Annotated in this window: 19 protein-coding genes; 6 read left to right on the top strand and 13 right to left on the bottom strand. The window is 72.2% G+C overall.

The window, feature by feature from the left end:
• A partial coding sequence (locus GSF22_RS16545) for an Lrp/AsnC family transcriptional regulator (RefSeq protein WP_208814483.1) occupies positions 1 to 452 on the bottom strand: 452 nt, incomplete at its 3' end.
• A gap of 260 nt (positions 453 to 712) precedes the next feature.
• Here GSF22_RS16545 and GSF22_RS16540 point away from each other — a divergent pair.
• Positions 713 to 982 (top strand): BldC family transcriptional regulator, encoded by a 270-nt coding sequence (locus tag GSF22_RS16540; RefSeq protein ID WP_208814482.1) that lies wholly within the window; start codon positions 713 to 715, stop codon positions 980 to 982.
• 88 nt (positions 983 to 1070) lie between these two features.
• Here the strand turns inward: GSF22_RS16540 and GSF22_RS16535 are convergent, their stop codons facing one another.
• Entirely contained in the window at positions 1071 to 1700 is a 630-nt protein-coding gene (locus GSF22_RS16535) for a UbiX family flavin prenyltransferase (protein WP_208814481.1), read from the bottom strand.
• Positions 1701 to 1870: 170 nt separating this feature from the next.
• Here GSF22_RS16535 and GSF22_RS16530 point away from each other — a divergent pair, with 170 nt between their 5' ends.
• Positions 1871 to 2848, top strand: a complete 978-nt coding sequence (locus tag GSF22_RS16530; RefSeq protein ID WP_208814480.1) for a terpene synthase family protein — start codon at positions 1871 to 1873, stop codon at positions 2846 to 2848.
• Positions 2849 to 2857: 9 nt separating this feature from the next.
• Here GSF22_RS16530 and mqnP read toward each other — a convergent pair whose 3' ends face one another.
• Both mqnP and GSF22_RS16520 read right to left on the bottom strand, forming a co-directional pair.
• The gene (gene mqnP / locus GSF22_RS16525) at positions 2858 to 3760 is read right to left on the bottom strand and encodes a menaquinone biosynthesis prenyltransferase MqnP (protein ID WP_208814479.1); all 903 of its coding nucleotides are present in this window, start codon (positions 3758 to 3760) and stop codon (positions 2858 to 2860) included.
• Entirely contained in the window at positions 3757 to 5220 is a 1464-nt protein-coding gene (locus GSF22_RS16520; protein WP_208814478.1) for a menaquinone biosynthesis decarboxylase, read from the bottom strand. The genes mqnP and GSF22_RS16520 overlap by 4 nt, the downstream gene beginning before the upstream one ends.
• 157 nt (positions 5221 to 5377) lie before the next feature.
• Here GSF22_RS16520 and GSF22_RS16515 point away from each other — a divergent pair, with 157 nt between their 5' ends.
• Positions 5378 to 5941 (top strand): GNAT family N-acetyltransferase, encoded by a 564-nt coding sequence (locus GSF22_RS16515; protein ID WP_208814477.1) that lies wholly within the window; start codon positions 5378 to 5380, stop codon positions 5939 to 5941.
• 169 nt (positions 5942 to 6110) lie between these two features.
• On the opposite strand, the gene ccsB is transcribed toward GSF22_RS16515, so the two are convergent.
• The 6 genes from ccsB to hemL are packed head-to-tail and all read right to left on the bottom strand — an operon-like array spanning position 6111 to position 12168.
• Positions 6111 to 7103 carry a c-type cytochrome biogenesis protein CcsB gene (gene ccsB, locus GSF22_RS16510; protein WP_208814476.1) on the bottom strand — a complete coding sequence of 331 codons (993 nt, stop codon included), beginning with the start codon at positions 7101 to 7103 and terminating at the stop codon, positions 6111 to 6113.
• Positions 7103 to 8779, bottom strand: coding sequence for a cytochrome c biogenesis protein ResB (gene resB / locus GSF22_RS16505; protein WP_208814475.1), 1677 nt, complete (start codon positions 8777 to 8779; stop codon positions 7103 to 7105). Before resB ends, ccsB begins: the two co-directional genes overlap by 1 nt.
• On the bottom strand, positions 8779 to 9618 hold the full coding sequence (locus tag GSF22_RS16500; RefSeq protein ID WP_208814474.1) for a cytochrome c biogenesis CcdA family protein: 840 nt from the start codon (positions 9616 to 9618) through the stop codon (positions 8779 to 8781). The genes resB and GSF22_RS16500 overlap by 1 nt, the downstream gene beginning before the upstream one ends.
• Positions 9618 to 10190 carry a TlpA family protein disulfide reductase gene (locus tag GSF22_RS16495; RefSeq protein ID WP_208814473.1) on the bottom strand — a complete coding sequence of 191 codons (573 nt, stop codon included), beginning with the start codon at positions 10188 to 10190 and terminating at the stop codon, positions 9618 to 9620. Before GSF22_RS16495 ends, GSF22_RS16500 begins: the two co-directional genes overlap by 1 nt.
• Positions 10190 to 10840, bottom strand: a complete 651-nt coding sequence (locus GSF22_RS16490; protein ID WP_208814472.1) for a histidine phosphatase family protein — start codon at positions 10838 to 10840, stop codon at positions 10190 to 10192. Before GSF22_RS16490 ends, GSF22_RS16495 begins: the two co-directional genes overlap by 1 nt.
• A complete protein-coding gene (gene hemL, locus GSF22_RS16485) occupies positions 10837 to 12168 on the bottom strand; it encodes a glutamate-1-semialdehyde 2,1-aminomutase (protein ID WP_208814471.1) in 1332 nt (443 codons plus the stop codon). The genes GSF22_RS16490 and hemL overlap by 4 nt, the downstream gene beginning before the upstream one ends.
• A 320-nt stretch (positions 12169 to 12488) precedes the next feature.
• Here hemL and GSF22_RS16480 point away from each other — a divergent pair, with 320 nt between their 5' ends.
• Entirely contained in the window at positions 12489 to 12824 is a 336-nt protein-coding gene (locus GSF22_RS16480) for an STAS domain-containing protein (RefSeq protein ID WP_208814470.1), read from the top strand.
• A 29-nt stretch (positions 12825 to 12853) separates the two neighbouring features.
• Here GSF22_RS16480 and GSF22_RS16475 read toward each other — a convergent pair whose 3' ends face one another.
• Together GSF22_RS16475 and GSF22_RS16470 are read right to left on the bottom strand one after the other, a co-directional pair.
• On the bottom strand, positions 12854 to 14461 hold the full coding sequence (locus GSF22_RS16475; RefSeq protein ID WP_208814469.1) for an ABC transporter permease: 1608 nt from the start codon (positions 14459 to 14461) through the stop codon (positions 12854 to 12856).
• A complete protein-coding gene (locus GSF22_RS16470) occupies positions 14458 to 15348 on the bottom strand; it encodes an ABC transporter ATP-binding protein (protein WP_208814468.1) in 891 nt (296 codons plus the stop codon). Before GSF22_RS16470 ends, GSF22_RS16475 begins: the two co-directional genes overlap by 4 nt.
• Before the next feature lie 177 nt (positions 15349 to 15525).
• Between GSF22_RS16470 and GSF22_RS16465 the strand changes: the two genes are divergently transcribed.
• Positions 15526 to 16035 carry a GbsR/MarR family transcriptional regulator gene (locus tag GSF22_RS16465; protein WP_307804050.1) on the top strand — a complete coding sequence of 170 codons (510 nt, stop codon included), beginning with the start codon at positions 15526 to 15528 and terminating at the stop codon, positions 16033 to 16035.
• A 110-nt stretch (positions 16036 to 16145) separates the two neighbouring features.
• Here the strand turns inward: GSF22_RS16465 and GSF22_RS16460 are convergent, their stop codons facing one another.
• Entirely contained in the window at positions 16146 to 16802 is a 657-nt protein-coding gene (locus GSF22_RS16460; protein WP_208814467.1) for a DUF4232 domain-containing protein, read from the bottom strand.
• 168 nt (positions 16803 to 16970) lie between these two features.
• On the opposite strand from GSF22_RS16460, the gene GSF22_RS16455 reads away from it, so the two are divergent.
• A partial coding sequence (locus GSF22_RS16455) for a GH25 family lysozyme (protein WP_280116884.1) occupies positions 16971 to 17866 on the top strand: 896 nt, incomplete at its 3' end.

Genomic DNA, 17866 nt, shown 5'->3' with positions numbered 1-17866 from the left:
GGCGGCGGGGTGGCCGGCTGGGGACGGTTCTCCCACTTGGTGGAGAGGGCGACGGTGGTCCGGGTGGAGGCCACGCCGGCGGTCCGGTTCAGCCGGACGATCAGCTGCTCCAGCTCGGCGATGGTGCTGACCCTGGCCTTGAGCAGGAACGACTCGACCCCGGCCATGAAGTAGCAGGACTCGATCTCCGGCATCTGCCGGAACGCCTCCAGGACGTCCTCGGTGTCGCCCCCGGAGTCCTGCACGATGCCGATCAACGCGGTGACCGCGAGCCCGATCGCTTCCGGCTGCACCTCGGCCCGGTAGGCGCGGATGACCCCGCTGGCCTCCAGTTTGCCGACCCGCTCGTGCACGGCGGGCGCGGAGAGACCGACCTGCCGCGCCAGCTCGGCGTAGGAGAGCCGGGCGTTGCCGCGCAGCAGTTCGACGAGACTCAGGTCGATGGCGTCCACAGATTAGAGACCCTAGTGCCCCGGCAGGCGTAACGCGGGACGGGCCACAGCAGTTGCACATCACAAAGGGTAGTCGCTTCGTCACCACAGAAGGCGGGGGATCGAGTCTACTAACTTCCCACTCAGTGCGTTTTTCGCGTTTGCCGGACACGGCCTACTGCCGGTGTTGTAATTGCCGTACGTCCCTCACGACGGCTCTGGGTTCACACCGGCCGGGGGGTGTGATCAGCCGAGGGCTTCGTCGACGCGAGGAGGGGGCTGTGGACACTGGAGATCGTCTGCTGACGCCAGGTGAGGTGGCCGCGTTGTTCCGCGTCGATCCAAAGACCGTGACGAGGTGGGCCGCAGCCGGTCGGATCGGCAGCATCCGGACCCCCGGCGGGCACCGCCGGTTCCGGGAATCGGAAGTGCGCGCACTGCTGGAAGGCGAGGGCATGCTGGACGAGTCGGAGGACGTGGCCAACCGGCCGCGTAACGCCGGCCCGGCTCCGGCAGGCGGCCCCGGCCCGGCCAACGCCGGACTCTACTGACGCCACCCGGCAACGACGGGTCGGTCACCGCCAGTCCGGGACCGACCAACGGCCGGAAGGCCGGGCGCCACCATCGGCGCCGCCGACCTCAGCCACGGTCGGCAGCCAGTTCCCCCGACCACCGCCGGAAGAGCGTGTGCTCCACGCCCAGCGCGTCGAGCACCTTGCCGGCGACGAAGTCGACCAGTTGCTGCGCCGAAGCCGCCGCCCCGGCACCGTAGAACCCGGGGCTCGCGGGGAGCACCACCGCACCGGCGTCGTGCAACGCGATGAGGTGCTCCAGGTGGCTGCGGGTGACCGGCGTCTCGCGCGGTACCACCACCACCGGCCGCCGCTCCTTCAGGTTGACCTCCGCCGACCGTTGCAGCAGGTCCTTGGAGAGGCCGATCGCGATCCCGGCGCAGGCCGCCGTACTCGCCGGCACGACCGCCATCCCCCGCACCCGGTACGACCCGCTGCTCGGCCCGGCCGCCAGGTCACCGGCGGGCCAGTACCGGACGTCCGCCCCGTCGAGGTCCCGCCCCAACCAGCCGGCCAGGTCACCGGCCCAGTGCGCGTCCCGGAACGGCCGCCCGGTCTCGTCCAGGATCGTCAACCGGGCGGCCCGGGACACCACCAGGTCCACGGCGGCACCCGCATCCAGCAGTCCTCTGATCACCGCCGCCGCGTACGGCGTACCCGATGCTCCTGAAACCCCGACCACCCACGGCTCGCGCATGCCGTCTAGCGTGCCTGGTCGCGGCCGGTGCCGGGCCGGCACCCCCGACTCCAGGGTGCCCGGTCACCGGCGGAGCCGCCCCCGGGGGTGCGGGCCGCGTCGACGGACGGCATCGTAGGAGCGACCGGCCACCGGCGGCCCGGTCGATCGGCCGGGCGAGGGAGGCTCCGTTGACCGGTGAGGCGGCATGGTCGCTCCGCGCGGCCTGTCCCATCCCGCCCCGGATCTCACCGCACACCGAAGACGTGCACCGGTGGTGGTGTGGCTGGCTGGACCGGTTCGGCCTGCCCCTGGACGCGGCGGCCCGGGACCGCCTCACCGCTGCCGGCTTCGCCCGCTACGCGGGTCGGCTCCATCCGACCGCCACTCCCGCCGACCTGCGTACCGTCACCGCCCTTTTCACCTGGTTCTTCCTGGTGGACGACGCCTGTGAGGCGACTCCGGTCCGGTCCGGCGTCCGGTGGCTGCGGCAGCTCCGCAGCGGCGCCCGGGAGATCCTGCGTCCCGGCCCGTGCAACCGGAACAGCGCGTTCGACGGGCCACTGCGGCAGTTGCTGGTGGCCGCCTGGCGGGAGCCGAAGCGGCGGATGCCGGCGTACTGGCGGACCAGGTTCGCCGACGCGGTGGACGACCACCTGGCCGGCGCGCTGACCGAGATCGGCAACCGGACCGCCGGGCGGGAACCGGGCGTCGAGGAGTACGTCGAACTGCGCCGGGCCACCTCGGCCGCCTACGTGTCGTACCCGCTGGTCGAGTTCACCACCGGACGGCCTCTGCCGGACGCGGTGTACCACCATCCGGCGCTACGGGCGGTCGGGACCGCCGGCAACGACCTGCTCTCCTGGTTCAACGACCTGGTCTCGCTGGACCGGGACCGGGCTGCGGACGGCGGGCACAACCTGGTGCTCGCGATGGCCCGGGAACACCGGGTACCGCTGCACGGGGCGGTGGACCTGGTGGTCCGGCGGTGGGAGGCGCGGATGCGTCAGTTCGTGGACCTGCGCGCTGCGGTGCCGTCGTTCGGTCCGGGGCTGGACGGGGCCGTACGCGCGCATCTCGACGGGGTGGCCGACGCGGTCCGGGGCACCATCGACTGGTCCGTGGAGAGCGCCCGGTACCCGACCGCCCTCCCGGTCCCACCGCCGTGACCGGTCCGGTCAGCCGCGCAGACCGAGCCGGAACACCAGGTCGACCAGCGCGAAGACGAAGAGCGCGATCCCGACGAAACCGTTCGCGGTGAAGAACGCCCGGTTCACCCGGGACAGGTCCGTCGGGCTGACCACCACGTGCTGGTACCCGAAGGCGAGCGCGGTCAGCACCAGACCGATCCAGAACGGCCAGCCGAACCCGACCAGCGCGCCGAACCACACGAAGAGCACGAAGGTCACCACGTGCACCACGGTCGAGACGTGCAGGGCGAAGGCCAGCCCGTACCGGGACGGCACGCTGCGTACCCCGATCTCCCGGTCCACCTCGGCGTCCTGGCAGGCGTAGATCAGGTCGAAGCCGCCGATCCAGAGGCCCACCGCGATGCCGAGCAGCCAGGCCGGCCACGATCCGGCGAACGTGCCGGTCACCGCGAGCCAGGCGCCGACCGGGCCGACCGCCTGGGCCACGGCGAGGATCAGGTGCGGCCAGTCGGTGAACCGCTTGCCGTACGGGTAGACGACCAGCGGCACCACGGCGAGCGGCGCCAGGGCCAGGCAGAGCGGGTTGAGCAGGGCGGCGGCGCCGAGGAAGACGACCAGGGCGACCACCGCGCCGGTCCAGGCCGTCCGCACGCTGACCGCGCCGGTGACCAGTTCCCGTCCGGCGGTACGCGGGTTCCGGGCGTCGATCCGCCGGTCGATGATCCGGTTGGCGGCCATCGCGAAGGTCCGGGCACCCACCATGGCGACGGTGATCAGCAGCAGGTCCAGCCAGCGGACCCGCCCGCCGTGGACCTGCATCGCGGTGAGCGCGGAGAGGTACGCGAACGGCAGCGCGAAGACCGAGTGCTCGATCGCGACCAGCCGCAGGAACGCCTTGACCCGGCCGGGCTGCTCTGCAACGGCGGTCACTGGATGCCGTACTCCTTCCAGCGCTTGTCGACCAGGGCGGTGACCTCCGGCGACATGGTCATCTCCTCCGGCCAGCCCCGGGTGTACCCCTCGGTGGGCAGCTTGCGGGTCGCGTCGATGCCCACCTTGCCGCCCCAGAACTGCTGGTACGAGGCGTGGTCGAGGTGGTCGACCGGCCCTTCGGTGAGCAGCAGGTCCCGGGAGTAGTCGACGTTGCCGAAGGCCCGGAAGGCCACCTCGTTGTAGTCGTGCACGTCGCAGTCCTCATCGACGATCACGATCAGCTTGGTCAGCGACATCAGGTGGGCGCCCCAGATGGCGTTCATCACCTTCTGCGCGTGCTTCGGGTAGCGCTTGCGGATCGACACGATCGCGCAGTTGTGGAACACCCCGGCGGCCGGCAGGTCGTAGTCGACGATGTCCGGGATCAGCAGCTTGAGCAGGGGCTGGAAGATGCGTTCGGTGGCCTTGCCGAGCCCGTGGTCCTCCTGTGGCGGCTTGGACGTGATGATCGAGTGGTACAGCGGGTCCCGCTGCATGGTCATGCACTCGATGTGCAGCACCGGGAACGGCTCGACCGGGGTGTAGAAGCCGGTGTGGTCGCCGAACGGCCCCTCGGGCAGCCGTTCCCCGGGCTCCAGGTAGCCCTCCAGCACGATCTGGGCGTGCGCCGGCACCTGGAGCGGGACGGTGAGACAGTCCACCATCTCCACCCGCTCGCCCCGCAGGAACCCGGCGAAAAGATATTCGTCGATGTCACTGGGCAACGGTGCGCTGGCCGCGTAGCTGACGACCGGGTCGCAGCCGATCGCCACCGCCACCGGCAGCCGTTCGCCCCGCCGTTCCGCGACCGCGTGGTGGGCGGTGGAGTCCTTGTGGATCTGCCAGTGCATGCCGAGCGTGTTGTGCGAGTGCTGCTGGAGCCGGTAGAGGCCCAGGTTGCGTTTGCCGGTCTCCGGGTGCCGGGTGTGGGTCAGCCCGTAGTTGTGGAAGATCCCGCCGTCCCCCGGCCACACCCGCAACCCGGGCAGCCGGTTCAGGTCGACGTCGGCACCCTTGTACACCACCTGCTGGCAGGGCGCGGTCTTCACCTTGCGGGGCGGTACCGACTTGAGCTGCATGACCTTGCCGAGACCCTCGCGGATGCCGGACCAGCCGACCGGCAGTTCCGGCTTGATCAGGGCGCCGATCCGGGCCCCGATCTCGTCCAACGAGTCCACACCGAGTGCCATCGCCATCCGGCGTTCGGTGCCGAACAGGTTGATCGCCACCGGCATCTCACCCCGGGTCGGGCGCTCGAAGAGCAGCGCGGGTCCGCCCGCCCGTACCGTCCGGGTGACGACCTCGCTGATCTCCAGCGTCGGGTCCACCGGCACGCTGACGCGCTTCAACTCACCGGCGCGCTCCAGCGCCGCCAGGAAGTCCTTCAGGTCGGTGTACGGGAAGCCACGAGCTGCCATGCTGCCAGTCTCCCGCACCCCCCAGGGCAGTAAGGAAGGGCCCCCGGTTAACGCTTTCGGTAGAGGAAGGGCCCCTTGTTAACACCTCGCGGCGCCTGACCTGCACCGACTTCCGCGCGTCCGCACCAGGACGGGCCGGCTCCCCTACGATCGCGTGATGTTCCAGCCGACGTACCCGATCCGTACCGCCCGGCTCACCCTGCGCCCGGTCACGACGGACGACCTCGACGACGTGTACGCGTACCAGCGCCGCCCCGACGTCATGCGCTGGATGCTCGGCGGCGGACCGCGTACCCGGGAGCAGTCGCGGGCGTCGGTGGCTGCCATGGCGGGTGAGGACGCGCTGCGCGCGGAGGGTGACTGCCTGACACTGGCCGTGGTCACCGGGACCGGGGTGATCGGGACCGTGGAACTGGTGTGGCGCAGCCGGGCCGACCGGACGGCCGAACTCGGGTACGTCTTCCACCCGGAGCACGGCGGTCGCGGGTTGGCCACGGAGGCCGCCACGGCGCTGCTGGACTGGGGGTTCGACGAGTTCGGGCTGCACCGGGTCTACGGCCGGTGTCACGGCCGCAACGAGGCTTCCGCCCGCCTGATGACCCGGCTGGGCATGCGCCAGGAGGCGCACCACGTCGCGAGTTACCTGTTCCGGGGGGAGTGGGCCGACCAGCTCGTCTTCGCCGTCCTGGCCCGCGAGTGGCGGTCACGGAACCGCGAGTGACGGCCACGGACCGGGTCACGGACCCGACCCCGGTAGCAGGAACCCGGCCACGCCTCCCGAGGACGACACCACCCGGTAGCAGCCACCCGGCGAGCGCCCGCCGAGGACGACACCACCCGGTAGCAGGCACCCGGCCGTGGCCGAATCGACCGCCCTTGTGAAACGCGACCTAGTCCAGGCCGCCGTACGAGTGCAGGCCCTCGAAGAAGATGTTCACGCCGAAGAGGTTCATCAGCATGGTGGCGAACCCGAGCACGGCGATCCAGACCGCCACGTTGCGCTTCACGCTCGGGGTGGCCCGGGCGTGCAGGTAACCGGCGTAGATCACCCAGGAGATGAACGACCAGGTCTCCTTCGGGTCCCAGCCCCACGGGCGGCCCCAGGCGGCCTCGGCCCAGATGGCCCCGGCGATCACCGCGAAGGTGAAGACCGGGAAGGCGAAGGCGTGCAGCCCGAAGGTCAGCCGCTCCAGGGTGGCCGCCTTCGGTACCCGCCGGGCCAGGTCGTACGGGAAGCCGCGCCGCCCCGACTCGTAGCCGTTGCGCATCAGGTACATCACCGCCGGTACGAAACCGAGCAGGAAGATGCCGGAGCTGAACACGACGGTCGACACGTGGATGACGAACCAGTACGAGTTGAGGGCCGGGATCAGCGGGGTGATCTCGACGTAGAGCACCATCTCGGCGAAGGCGAGCAGCAGCACCATCACCAGGGTGAGGAAGAGCCCGAGGTGCCGCAGCGCCGGTCGCTTCGCCAGTACCGCCAACCAGGCGGCGACGCCGATGAACGACACTGTCAACACGTACTCGTACATGTTGCCCCAGGGCATCCGGTCGGCGGCTACGCCCCGGGTGACCAGCGCGCCGAGGTGCAGCAGCGCGGCGAGCGCGGTGAGGCCGACGCCGATCAGCCCGGCCAGCCGGCCCGGGTCACGCCGGACGTCACCGGCCGCCCCGGTGGCCACCGCCGGGCCCACGTCGGACGGGCCGGTCCCGGCGCCGGAGCCGGCCCCGACGGTGGCGAGTTCCCGGGCGGGGGCGGCGACCGTCCGGGGCCGCGTGGCCCGGCCGTTGCCGAGCGCGTACTCGACCGCGTGGCTGATCATGGCGACCAGGTACGCGAGGATCGCGAACGTCACCAGCTGATCGGAGAGTGCGGACATCAGTCGGCCCCTTCTGCCTCTTCGGCCCGGTCACCCGCGTCGCCCGGCCCCTGCCGGCCCTCGACCTCGGTCACCAGTTCGGCGAACTCGGCAGCGAACCCGGGGTACTCGGTGCGGGGCAGGCCACCAGCCTCCACCAAGCTACTACCGCCCGTCGTGGAAGCTGCCGGCGGGTCGGCCGGCAGCCCACCGGCACCGGACGGACCGCCGGTCGTCCCGGCCGGAAGTACCCGGAACCAGACCCGGCGCCGCCGGCCGAAGAGCGAACCCATCAGGCCGATCAGCAGTACCGCACAGCTCACCAGCATCATCGTCGAGCCGGGGTCGTACCGGACGGAGAGCGTGATGTACGGCTCGGTGCCGAGGAACTCCACCGTCGTACCGTCGTCCAGGGTCCACTTTTCGCCGAGCTTCAGCAGCTTCCCCTCGCCGACCTGCTTGAGCTGCCCGTTGCGCACCTGACGCTGGTCGAGTTCGTAGACCGAGCCGGGGATGCCGGCGTCCAGTCCGAGGTTGCCCCGGTACGCGATGAGCAGCACCGCCGGGTTGCGCTCGTCCGGATGCTCGGACCGGGTGAACGGCGGCGCGTCCGGTGCGGTCGGCAGGTACAGCCCCTCGAAGGCGACCTGGAGGTCCGGCTTCCGCTCCCCGGTGGCCGGGTCGACGTTGGCGTCCGGGAAGGCCGCGATCCCCTCGCTGGTCAGCATGCCGTCCTTGGTGAGGAACGGCACGGGGGCGGTCTGCGACTGCCCGAAACGGTCGGTGTACCGGATGATCGGGGCGTACCCGTGGCCGAGCAGGTAGACGTTCGCGCCGTCGAGCCGCAGGGGCGAGTTCACCGAGAATTCTGCCGACCGGGCCGCCCGGCCGAACTCCTCGACGTCGACCTTGGCGTTGTAGTACTCCGGCTGCCCGCTGGGCAGGAACCGGGCCTGGAAGTCGGTGAGGGTCAGGCAGAACCGGGGCAGGTCGGCCTCGTCGACCTGCGGCCCGAGCCGGGCCTCACTGAACTGCTGCCGGTTGTTGCAGAACGCGTTCTCCGCCCCGGCCACCAGCAGCCGGTTGCCGTGCCAGCCGTACCACGAACCGAGCGCCACCCCGACCAGGACGGCGATCAGCGAGAAGTGGAACAGCAGGTTGCCGGTCTCCTTCAGGTACCCCTTCTCGGCGGAGACCTCGTTGCCGGAGACCCGGACCCGCCAGCGGCGCCCGCGCAGCACGGCGGCGATGGTCGCGGCGTCCGCGTCGGGCACGGTGAGCAGCGCGTGCTGCGGGAGCCGGTCCATCCGCTTCGGCGCCGCCGGGGGTACCGCCCGCAGCGCGCGGACGTGGTCCCGCAGGCGCGGCACGATGCAGCCGACCAGGGAGGTGAACAGGAGCAGGTAGATCGCGGAGAACCAGACCGAGCCGAAGACCTCGAACGCGCCGATCCGGTCGAGTACCGGGGCGAGTTCGGGATTCTCCCGGAAGTACCCGTTGACGTCCTCCGGGTTGACCCCGCGCTGCGGCAGCACCGAGCCGGGGATGGCGGCGACCGCGAGCAGGAAGAGCAGGATCAACGCGGTACGCATGCTGGTGAGCTGCCGCCACGAGTTGCGCAGCAGGGCCAGCAGCGGGTTGGGGCGGCGGCGCGGCGGCTGGGGTGGCGCCTGCACCGGATCGTCGACGGCCGTCATCAGATGCTCACCTCGCCCACGCCGAACGTCGTCTGCAACCAGATGACGAAACTCTGCCAACCGCCGGTGACCAGGGCCAGGCCGATCAGGATGAGCAGTGCGCCGCCGAGCCGGGTGACCCAGCGGCTGTTGCGGCGGATCGCCCGGAACACCCCGAGCAGGCGTTGGAAGGCCAACCCGAAGACGACGAAGGGCAACCCGAGCCCCAGGCAGTACGCCACGGCGAGGATCACCGCCCGGTCGGTCTGCCCGCCGACGGTGGCCATCCCGATCACCGCGCCCAGCGTCGGACCGACGCACGGCACCCAGCTCAACGCGAAGACCGCGCCGAAGACCGGGGCGCCGAGCAGCCCGGCCGCCGGCAGCCGGTGGATGCGGAACTCCCGCTGCATGCCGGGGACCAGCCCGAGGAAGGCCAGCCCGAGCACGATGACCAGGACGCCGACGCCGACCTCCAGCACCCGGTCGTAGGTGAGCAGCACCTTGCCGACACCCGCGAAGAGGATCGCGGTGAGGGTGAAGACCACGGTGAACCCGGCGATGAAGAGCAGGGTGCCGGCGAGTACCCGCCCCTTGACGGCGGCGGCGCTGCGGGTCCGGGTGAGGGTCGCCGTCCCGCCCGGGGTGTCGAGCGGGGGCCCGTCCGTCGACGGGGGGCCCTTGCCTGCACCTCGGGCGTCGAGGTCGGCGCCGGCCAGTCCGGTGACGTACGACAGGTAGCCCGGCACCAGCGGCAGGACGCACGGGGAGAGGAAGCTCACCAGCCCGGCGAGGGCCGCCGCGCCGATCGCCAGCAGCAGCGGCCCGCCCTGGGCGAGCTGGCGGAAGGTCTCGCCCATCAGCGGGACCCGTTGGGCGCGGACTGCTCGGCGGCGATCCGCTCGACGATCGGCTGGAGGGCCTCCTGCTTGACCGCCGCCCGGATCACCACCGCGATGAAGCCGTCCCGGTCCAGCACGATGGTGGCCGGGATGGTGTTCGGCGGAATGTCGAAGGCGAGCGCCGTCCGGGCGGGCGGGTCGAAGAGGCTGGGGTACGTCACCCGGCCCCGCTCGAACGCCTTCGCCTTGTCCCGGCTGTCCTGCGTGTTGATGCCGAGGAAGGTCACGCCGCTGCCCTTGGTGGCCTGGTAGGTGGCCTCCAGGTCGTCGGCTTCGGCACGGCAGGGCGCGCACCACGAGCCCCAGAAGTTGACCACGACCACCTGGCCGCGTTCCCGGGCCAGGTCGTAGCTGCTCCCGTCGAGCAGTTCACCGACGACCTTGGGGGCGGCCGAGCGCTGGTCCGGGGCGCATTCGACGATGCCGTCCCGGGTGGTGCACTCGGCCTCCCGGCTCCCGCCGGTGCAACCGGCCAGCGCCACCGTGGCGACGGTGGCGAACAGAACCGCGAGGCACCTGCGGAGAGTCATCAGGCCCCCTTGGCCGTCCGCGCTGTCGGTGACATGGCGACCAGGTGGGCGGCCGGCTCGGAGTAGCCGATCCCGACCACCTTGGTGCCCTCGAAGTGGAACGAGGTGAGGCTGGCCAGCCCGCACTGCCGTTTACGCGGGTCGTGCCAGAGCCGTTTGCGTTCGACGTACCGGCGCAGGGTCCAGATGGGGAGCTGGTGCGAGACGCAGACCGCCTCGCGCCCCTCGGCGGCGAGCCGGGCCGACTCGACGGCGGCGAACATCCGCTCGGCGATCGCCTGGTACGCCTCGCCCCAGGAGGGGGTGACCGGGTCGCGCAGCACCCACCAGTTGCGCGGGTCGCGGAACGACCCGTCGCCCGGGGAGACCCGCTTGCCCTCGAACCAGTTGGCGCTCTCGATCAGCCGGTCGTCGACCCCGACCGGGAGGCCGAACTGCGCGGCGATCGGCTCGGCGGTCTGCTGGGCCCGTTCCAGCGGACTGGCCACCACGTGGGCGACGTCCCGGTCGGCGAGGCCCTGGGCCGCCGCCTTGGCCATCTGTACGCCCAGCTCGGAGAGGCGGAACCCGGGCAGCCGGCCGTAGAGGATCTTGTCGGGGTTGTGCACCTCACCGTGCCGCAGCACGTGCACGACTGTCCTGCTGGTCATCCCAGTGCCTCCCCCGCTGCCGCCGCTGCCGCCGGCAGGGCCCTGGCGTACTGCTCCAGTGCGTCGTCGTCGAGTGCCGTCGACACGAACCAGGACTCGAAGGCGCTGGGCGGGAGGTACACCCCGTCGGCCAGCATCGAGTGGAAGAACGCCTTGAACGCGGGCACGTGCTGGGTACGCGCGCTGTCGTAGTCGGCCACGTCGGCGTCGGTGAAGAAGATCGAGAACATGTTCCCGGCGTACGACAGCCGGTGCGGGACCCCGGCGGCGGCCAACGCGTCGGTGGCCTGCTTCCCCACCACGGCCGCCAGCTCGTCGAGGCGGTGGTAGACCGCCTCGTCGGCGAGCCGGAGGGTGGCCAGCCCGGCGGCGCAGGCCAGCGGGTTACCGGAGAGGGTGCCGGCCTGGTAGACCGGACCGGCCGGGGCGAGCCGGGACATGATCTCCGTCCGCCCGCCGAACGCGGCGGCCGGCAGCCCGCCGCCCATCACCTTGCCGTAGGTGTAGAGGTCGGCGTCGACCGGGTCGAGCCCCGTCCAGCCGGAGCGGGAGACCCGGAACCCGGTCATCACCTCGTCGAGGATCAGCAGCGCGCCGTGCGCGTGGGCGATCCGGGCGAGCGCCTGGTTGAACCCGTCTCGTGGGGCGACCACGCCCATGTTGCCGACCGCCGCCTCGGTGATCACGGCGGCGATGTGCTGCCCCTCGGCGGCGAAGGCCGCCTCGACGGCCGCGACGTCGTTGTACGGCAGGACGATGGTCTCGCTGGCCGCCGCGCCGGTGACCCCCGGCGAGTCGGGCAGGCCGAGGGTGGCCACCCCGGAACCGGCGGCGGCGAGCAGCGCGTCGACGTGACCGTGGTAGCAGCCGGCGAACTTGATCACCTTGCTCCGGCCGGTGTAGCCCCGGGCCAGCCGGATCGCCGACATGGTCGCCTCGGTGCCCGAGTTGACCAGGCGTACCTGCTCGACCGGGGTACGCCCGACGATCTCCGCAGCCAGCTCCACCTCGCCCGGGGTGGGGGCACCGAAGCTGGTACCCAGACCTGCGGCCGTACGGACCGCGTCGACCACGGCCGGGTGGGCGTGCCCGAGGATCAGCGGCCCCCAGGAGCAGACCAGGTCGACGTACCGCCGGTCGTCGGCGTCGAAGAGCCAGGGGCCGGCGCCCCGGGTCATGAACCGGGGGGTACCGCCGACGGCGCGGAACGCGCGCACGGGCGAGTTCACCCCGCCCGGCACGATGGCGCGGGCGCGGTCGAAGAGAGCCTCGGAGGCCGGCGCCCCGGCCGGGTAACGGCCGTCGCCAGCGGAATTCGTATCGGTCACGGTGCAGCCATTCTGTCAGCGCCGCCGCGCTTCACGGCAGCCACCCCTGATGTGGTTACCCGGCTCACGTCGGTCACGCCACCCCGGGTATCGACGGACATGGCACCACGGGCCGGGCCGGCGCGGACGTCCGGGCACCCGCCCGGTGACCCGATCGCCTCGGCCCGATCGCCTCGGCCCGATCGCCTCGACCCGATCGCCTCGACCCGATCGCCTCGACCCGATCGCCTCGACCCGACCGTCGAGCCCGGTGACCCGGAGCCGACGGTCGGGCCGCCGCTCGGCAGGCCCACTCCGGCCGGTCGCGATAGGGTGACCGGGTGGATCGTGCCGAGCTGTCCATCACGGCGCAGCGGACGGCCGACGAGGCGGTGCTGTGCCTCGCCGGCGAGATCGACATGCTCACCGCCGCACAGCTCACCACCGCCGTCAACGAGCTGCTGGCCGAGCCGCCACCCCGGATCGTGCTGGACCTGGGCGGGGTGACCTTCTGCGACTCCCAGGGTCTGGGCACCCTGGTGGTGCTGAGCCGGAAGGCCAGTCACGCCCAGAGTCTGCTGGTCCTGACCAATGTCGGTCACTTCCTGCTGCGGGTACTCGACATCACCGGCCTGCGGTCGGCCCTCATGATCCGCAACGGCCAGCCCGGCCAGTAGTCCGGCCACCCCGCCCCTCTCGCCCCGGGTCAGGTGACCGGTACGTCCCGACGGCGGAAGGCGAGCACGCCGATCCCGGCGAACACCGCCGCGACCACGGTCAGCACGAGCAGCGGGAGCACCATGACCTCCCCACCGGGCAGCCTCGGGATGTGGGTGAACGGGGACACGTCCAGCGCCCACTGGCCCAACTCCAGCACCGCACCGAGCTGGCCGAGCAGGAAGCAACCGGCGAGTCCCGCCCAGCTCGCCCCGGCGGCCCGGGGCAGCGCACCGGAGAGCAGGACCGCCAGCCCGGTGAGCACCCAGACGGCGGGCACCTGCACCAGGGCGGCCCCGAGCAGGCGGGGTACCTGGCCGGACACGTCGCCGGTGGCCAGCCCGTAGGTCAGCCCGGCGGCCACCCCGCCGACCGCGAGCGCCACCACCGGTCCGACTGCGGCCAGCAGCAGGTGCCCGCCGAGCCAGCGGGTCCGGCCGACTGCGGCGGCGAGTACCGGCTCCGCCCGGCCTGCCGTCTCCTCGGCCCGCATCCGCAGGGCCGCCTGGATGCCGTACCCGGCGACCGCGAGACCGACGATGGTCATCACCCCGGCGAGGTACGCGTCGCTGAGTGCCGCCGTACCGCCGAGCCGAGCCATGATCTCGGCGAGCTTGGGGTTGTCGCCGACCGCCTGCCCGGCGGCGTCGGCGACGCTGCCCAGGATGGCGCCGAGGGCCGCCGCACCGATCGCCCAGCCGAGCAGCAGACCCCGGTGCAGTCGCCAGGCCAGCGCGAGCGGGCTGGCCAGCCCCGGGGCCGCCACCGCCGGCCCGGACCGGGGCGCCAGCACGCCGGCACCCAGATCACGGCGGGCCGAGATCGGGTACGCCAGGGCAGCCGCCAGGACCGTCAGGGCGAGCCCGGGGAGCAGCACCCACCAGCGTTCGTCGGCGAAGGCACGGACGCGCTCCACCCAACCGAGCGGGGACAGCCAGCTCAGCCAGCCGCTCCCGCCGGCCGCCTCGGCGGCGTCCCCGGCGAGCCGGAGCACGAAGGCCAGGCCGAGCAGGGCCAGACCGATGCCCCGGGCACCGCCGGCACCGGTGGTGAGCTGTGCGGCCAGACCACCGATGCTGGCGAAGACCCAGCCGGAGACGGTCAGTGCCGCCCCGAAGGCGAGCGCACCGGCCACCGGCAGGTCCGCCGCGACCAGTCCGGCGGCGGCGATGAGCCCGAGGAGCAGATCCGCCGCGTACGTCACGAGCAGGGCGGCGGTCAGCCCGGCGTGCCGCCCGAGCGCGGTGGCGCCGAGGAGTTCCCGCCGGCCCGCCTCCTCCTCGGTCCGGGTGTGCCGGATGACGGTGAGCAAACTGATCAGGGCGACGATCAGCAGCAGCATCCCGGAGCGTTGTACGGCGAGCGCGCCGATGCTGTCGGAGTAGACCGGGCCGAGCAGGGCGACGATGGACGGGTTGGCCGCCGTGCCGGCCACGTACCCGGCCCGTTCCGCCTGGGTGGGGTACAGCCCGGCGAAGGTGCTCGCATAGCTGGCCGGCAGGACGGCGAGGAGCAGTACCCAGAGCGGGAGCAGGATCCGGTCCCGGCGCAGGACGAGCCGGATCAGTCCACCGGTACCGGCGAGTGCCGCGTTCACCGCCCGGCTCCCTCGTAGTGACGCAGGAAGAGCTGTTCGAGGGTGGGCGGCTGGCAGGTCAGGCTGCGTACACCGATGCCGGTGAGGTACCGGAGCGCGCCGTCGAGGGCCGGGGTGTCCACGTCGAACCGGATCCGGTTGCCGTCGACCCGTACGTCGTGCACGCCGGGCAGGTCGGCGAGCCGGCCGGGCGGCCCGGCGAGTTCCACGTCGACCGAGGTGCGTTGCAGGTGGCGCAGTTCGGCGAGGGTGCCGCTCTCCACCGCCCGGCCGTTGCGGATGATGGTGACCCGGTCGCAGAGCGCCTCCACCTCGGCGAGGATGTGGCTGGAGAGCAGCACGGTGCGGCCCTCCCGCTTGGCCTGACGTACCCAGTGCTGGAAGACCTCCTCCATCAGCGGGTCGAGTCCGGAGGTCGGCTCGTCGAGGATGAGCAGCTCGACGTCGGACGCGAGCGCGGCCACCAGGCCGACCTTCTGCCGGTTGCCCTTGGAGTAGGCGCGGCCCTTCTTGCGTGGGTCCAGTTCGAAGGCGTCCAGCAGTTCGGCGCGGCGGGCCGGGTCGAGCCCGCCGCGCAGCCGGCCGAGCAGGTCGATCACCTCACCGCCGGAGAGGTTGGGCCAGAGGGTGACGTCCCCGGGCACGTACGCCAGGCGGCGGTGCAGGGCGACCGCGTCCCGCCACGGGTCACCGCCGAGGAGACGGGCGGTGCCGGCGTCGGCCCGTAGCAGGCCGAGCAGCACCCGGATGGCGGTGGATTTGCCGGCCCCGTTGGGGCCGAGGAAGCCGTGCACCTCACCGGTACGCACGGTGAGGTCGAGTCCGTCCAGTGCACGGACCCGGCCGAAGTTCTTGACCAGGCCGGAAACGGCGATGGAGGTGTCCATGACTCTGACGCTACAATTGATTCACAAATTTGTGAAGCTCATGATGGCTCTGTGGTTTGTAAACCATCTGTCATCTGCGAAGATCGAGGCAGCGTGGCCGCGCGGAGGTCCGACCGACCCGTGAGGAGGTCCGACGTACCCGTGACGTGGCCAGACGTACCCGTGAGGAGGCCCGACGTGCCCGGATCTGACGCCGGTCGCCGTGACGACGAAGCGGTCGGCCGCTTCGTCGAGCGGATGGCGATGGCCTTCGCCGACGTCGGCTTCCCCCGGATGGCCGCCCGGGTGCTCTTCACCGTGATGAGCGCCGAGGAGCCGCTGACCGCCGCCGAGATCGGTGAGCGGCTGGCGGTCAGCCCCGCCGCCGTCTCCGGCGCGGTCCGCTACCTCACCCAGTTCGGCATCCTCACCCGGGAACCGGTGCCCGGTTCCCGTCGGGACCGGTACGGGATGCCGGAGGACGCCTGGTACGAGGCGACGGTCATCAAGATGGCCCTCTTCGGGCGGTTCACCGCGCTGGCCGACGAGGGTGCTGCCGCACTCGGCGGGCCGGACTCGGTCAGCGGCCGACGGATGACCGAGATGCGGGACTTCTTTGCCTTCGTCCAGCAGGAGATGAGCCTGATCGGCGAGCGGTGGCACGCCCACCGCGAGCACACCGTGGCTCAGCCCGGCGCAGCGGACTGAGCCGACCGGATCAGCCGGATCAGCCCACCGCAGCGGACCGGGCCGACCGGATCAACCGGATCAACCGGATCAGCCCGGCACAGCGGACCGGGCCGACCGGATCAGCCGGATCAGCCCACCGCAGCGGACCGGGCCGGGCGCCGCGTCGACAGCGGCCCCACCGTCAACCGGCCGCCCTCACAGATCCGCCCGGCGGCCAGCGGCACCCGGCGGGCCGGCCCTGCGCCGGGGACCAGCACGTCGAAGGCGGTGGTCAGCGGCTCGCACGCGGTCGGGCTGGCCTCCCCGGCCCCCGGGATCATCGTCCACGAGATGCCCACCCAGGCCGAACCGCCCGGCGCCAGGGTCACCGCCGCCGGGACGGGCCCCTCCCGGACCACCCGGGTGGGCAGCGGACGGCCCGACCGGTCGTACCGGGTGAGGTCGACGAAGCCCTGCACGGCACAGGGCGTCGCCGACGTGTTCGACACCTCCAGGCTGGCGTACCGGTTACCCATGCCGCCACCGGTCAGGGTGAGGCGCAGCCGCAGGGCGGCGGCCCGGCACAGGGCCGCCGGACCGGCGCCGGCACCACGGCCGGGACCGGAGGTCGCGCCACCCGTGGGTACCGGCTGGACCGGTCCGCCGCCGGCTCCGGTACCGGCCGGCTGGCCCGGCGTCCGGCCCGGTGCGACCCAACTGCCGATGGTGCGGGGTCCGTGCGCGCAGCCGGCGACCAGCAGCACGCTGGCAGCCGCAGCGACGGCCGGACGTGTCAACCTCGACATCGGACCCGCTCCATCCACAGTGGCGGTAGGGCGATTTCCACCGGTACGCCCCGAGGCAGATTCCGCAGGACCCCGCTGAAAGTCCCCGGGAAGGTACTGTAACGGCGCCTAGGGCCTGCTGGCCGCCCCGTCGGGCGGCGAGCCGGACCGGATCCGGGAGGAGACCTGATGAGGTGGAGGACCGGCGCACTCGCGCTCGGCCTGCTGCTGGTTGCGGCGTCGCCGGCCAGCATGCCGGCCAACGCCGTCGTACCGCTCGCCGAGGCACCGCCCGGCTACTCGGTGACCGGCATCGACATCTCCAACCACCAGGGCGCCGTCGACTGGGCGGCGATCGCCGCCGCCGGCACCGATTTCGCGTACGCGAAGGCCACCGAAGGGCTCGACTACACCGACCCGTACTACGCCGGCAACCTGGCCGGGGCGAACCGGCACCGGGTCCACTTCGGAGGGTACGCGTACGGCCGGCCGGACCAGGGTGACCCCCGGGGCCAGGCCGACAAGCTGGTGGAGGTCGGCGGGTACACCCGCACCGGTCACGGTCTGCCGCCGATGCTGGACATCGAGTGGCCCTGGTTCGGTGGGGACGACTGCTACGGCCTCACCCCGACGCAGATGGTCACCTGGATCAGCGAGTTCGTCGACCAGGTGCGGGTACGCACCGGCCGGCTGGCCATGATCTACACCAACGAGTACTGGTGGAACCCGTGCACGGGGGGCAGCACGAAGTTCGCCGCGCACCCGCTCTTCGTCGCCCGGTACGCCGCCGCACCCGGCACCCTGCCGGCCGGCTGGTCGAGTTGGACCGTCTGGCAGTACACCAACACCGGCAGTGTGTCCGGGGTCGCCGGCCCGGTCGACCAAGACGTGCTCAACGGCAGCAGCGAGACCCTGATCGAGCTGGTCCGCAACCCGAACGCCTGGTGGGATCCGCGTGATCCACCGCCGGCCGACCCGGACGGCTGCTACCGACCGGCGACCCGGCAACTGGTCTGCCCGGTCGAGGGGAGCGCCCCGGTCGACGGGGCACCGGTCGACGGGGCCGCCCCGGCCGGGGCACCGGC

This window comes from Micromonospora echinofusca, from assembly GCF_017614955.1.
GTDB classification, from domain to species: Bacteria; Actinomycetota; Actinomycetes; order Mycobacteriales; family Micromonosporaceae; genus Micromonospora; species Micromonospora echinofusca_A.
Note: the sequence above shows the minus strand (reverse complement) of the source record. Positions and strands in the feature narration are given on the sequence as shown.

Excerpts from the sequence above, each read along its gene's own strand:
- GSF22_RS16535 (WP_208814481.1), bottom strand. The coding sequence starts at position 1,700 with ATGCGCGAGCCGTGGGTGGTCGGGGTTTCAGGAGCATCGGGTACGCCG.
- GSF22_RS16500 (WP_208814474.1), bottom strand. The coding sequence starts at position 9,618 with ATGGGCGAGACCTTCCGCCAGCTCGCCCAGGGCGGGCCGCTGCTGCTG.
- resB (WP_208814475.1), bottom strand. The coding sequence starts at position 8,779 with ATGACGGCCGTCGACGATCCGGTGCAGGCGCCACCCCAGCCGCCGCGC.
- GSF22_RS16495 (WP_208814473.1), bottom strand. The coding sequence starts at position 10,190 with ATGACTCTCCGCAGGTGCCTCGCGGTTCTGTTCGCCACCGTCGCCACG.
- ccsB (WP_208814476.1), bottom strand. The coding sequence starts at position 7,103 with ATGTCCGCACTCTCCGATCAGCTGGTGACGTTCGCGATCCTCGCGTAC.
- GSF22_RS16520 (WP_208814478.1), bottom strand. The coding sequence starts at position 5,220 with ATGGCAGCTCGTGGCTTCCCGTACACCGACCTGAAGGACTTCCTGGCG.
- GSF22_RS16515 (WP_208814477.1), top strand. The coding sequence starts at position 5,378 with ATGTTCCAGCCGACGTACCCGATCCGTACCGCCCGGCTCACCCTGCGC.
- GSF22_RS16490 (WP_208814472.1), bottom strand. The coding sequence starts at position 10,840 with ATGACCAGCAGGACAGTCGTGCACGTGCTGCGGCACGGTGAGGTGCAC.
- GSF22_RS16460 (WP_208814467.1), bottom strand. The coding sequence starts at position 16,802 with ATGTCGAGGTTGACACGTCCGGCCGTCGCTGCGGCTGCCAGCGTGCTG.
- GSF22_RS16470 (WP_208814468.1), bottom strand. The coding sequence starts at position 15,348 with ATGGACACCTCCATCGCCGTTTCCGGCCTGGTCAAGAACTTCGGCCGG.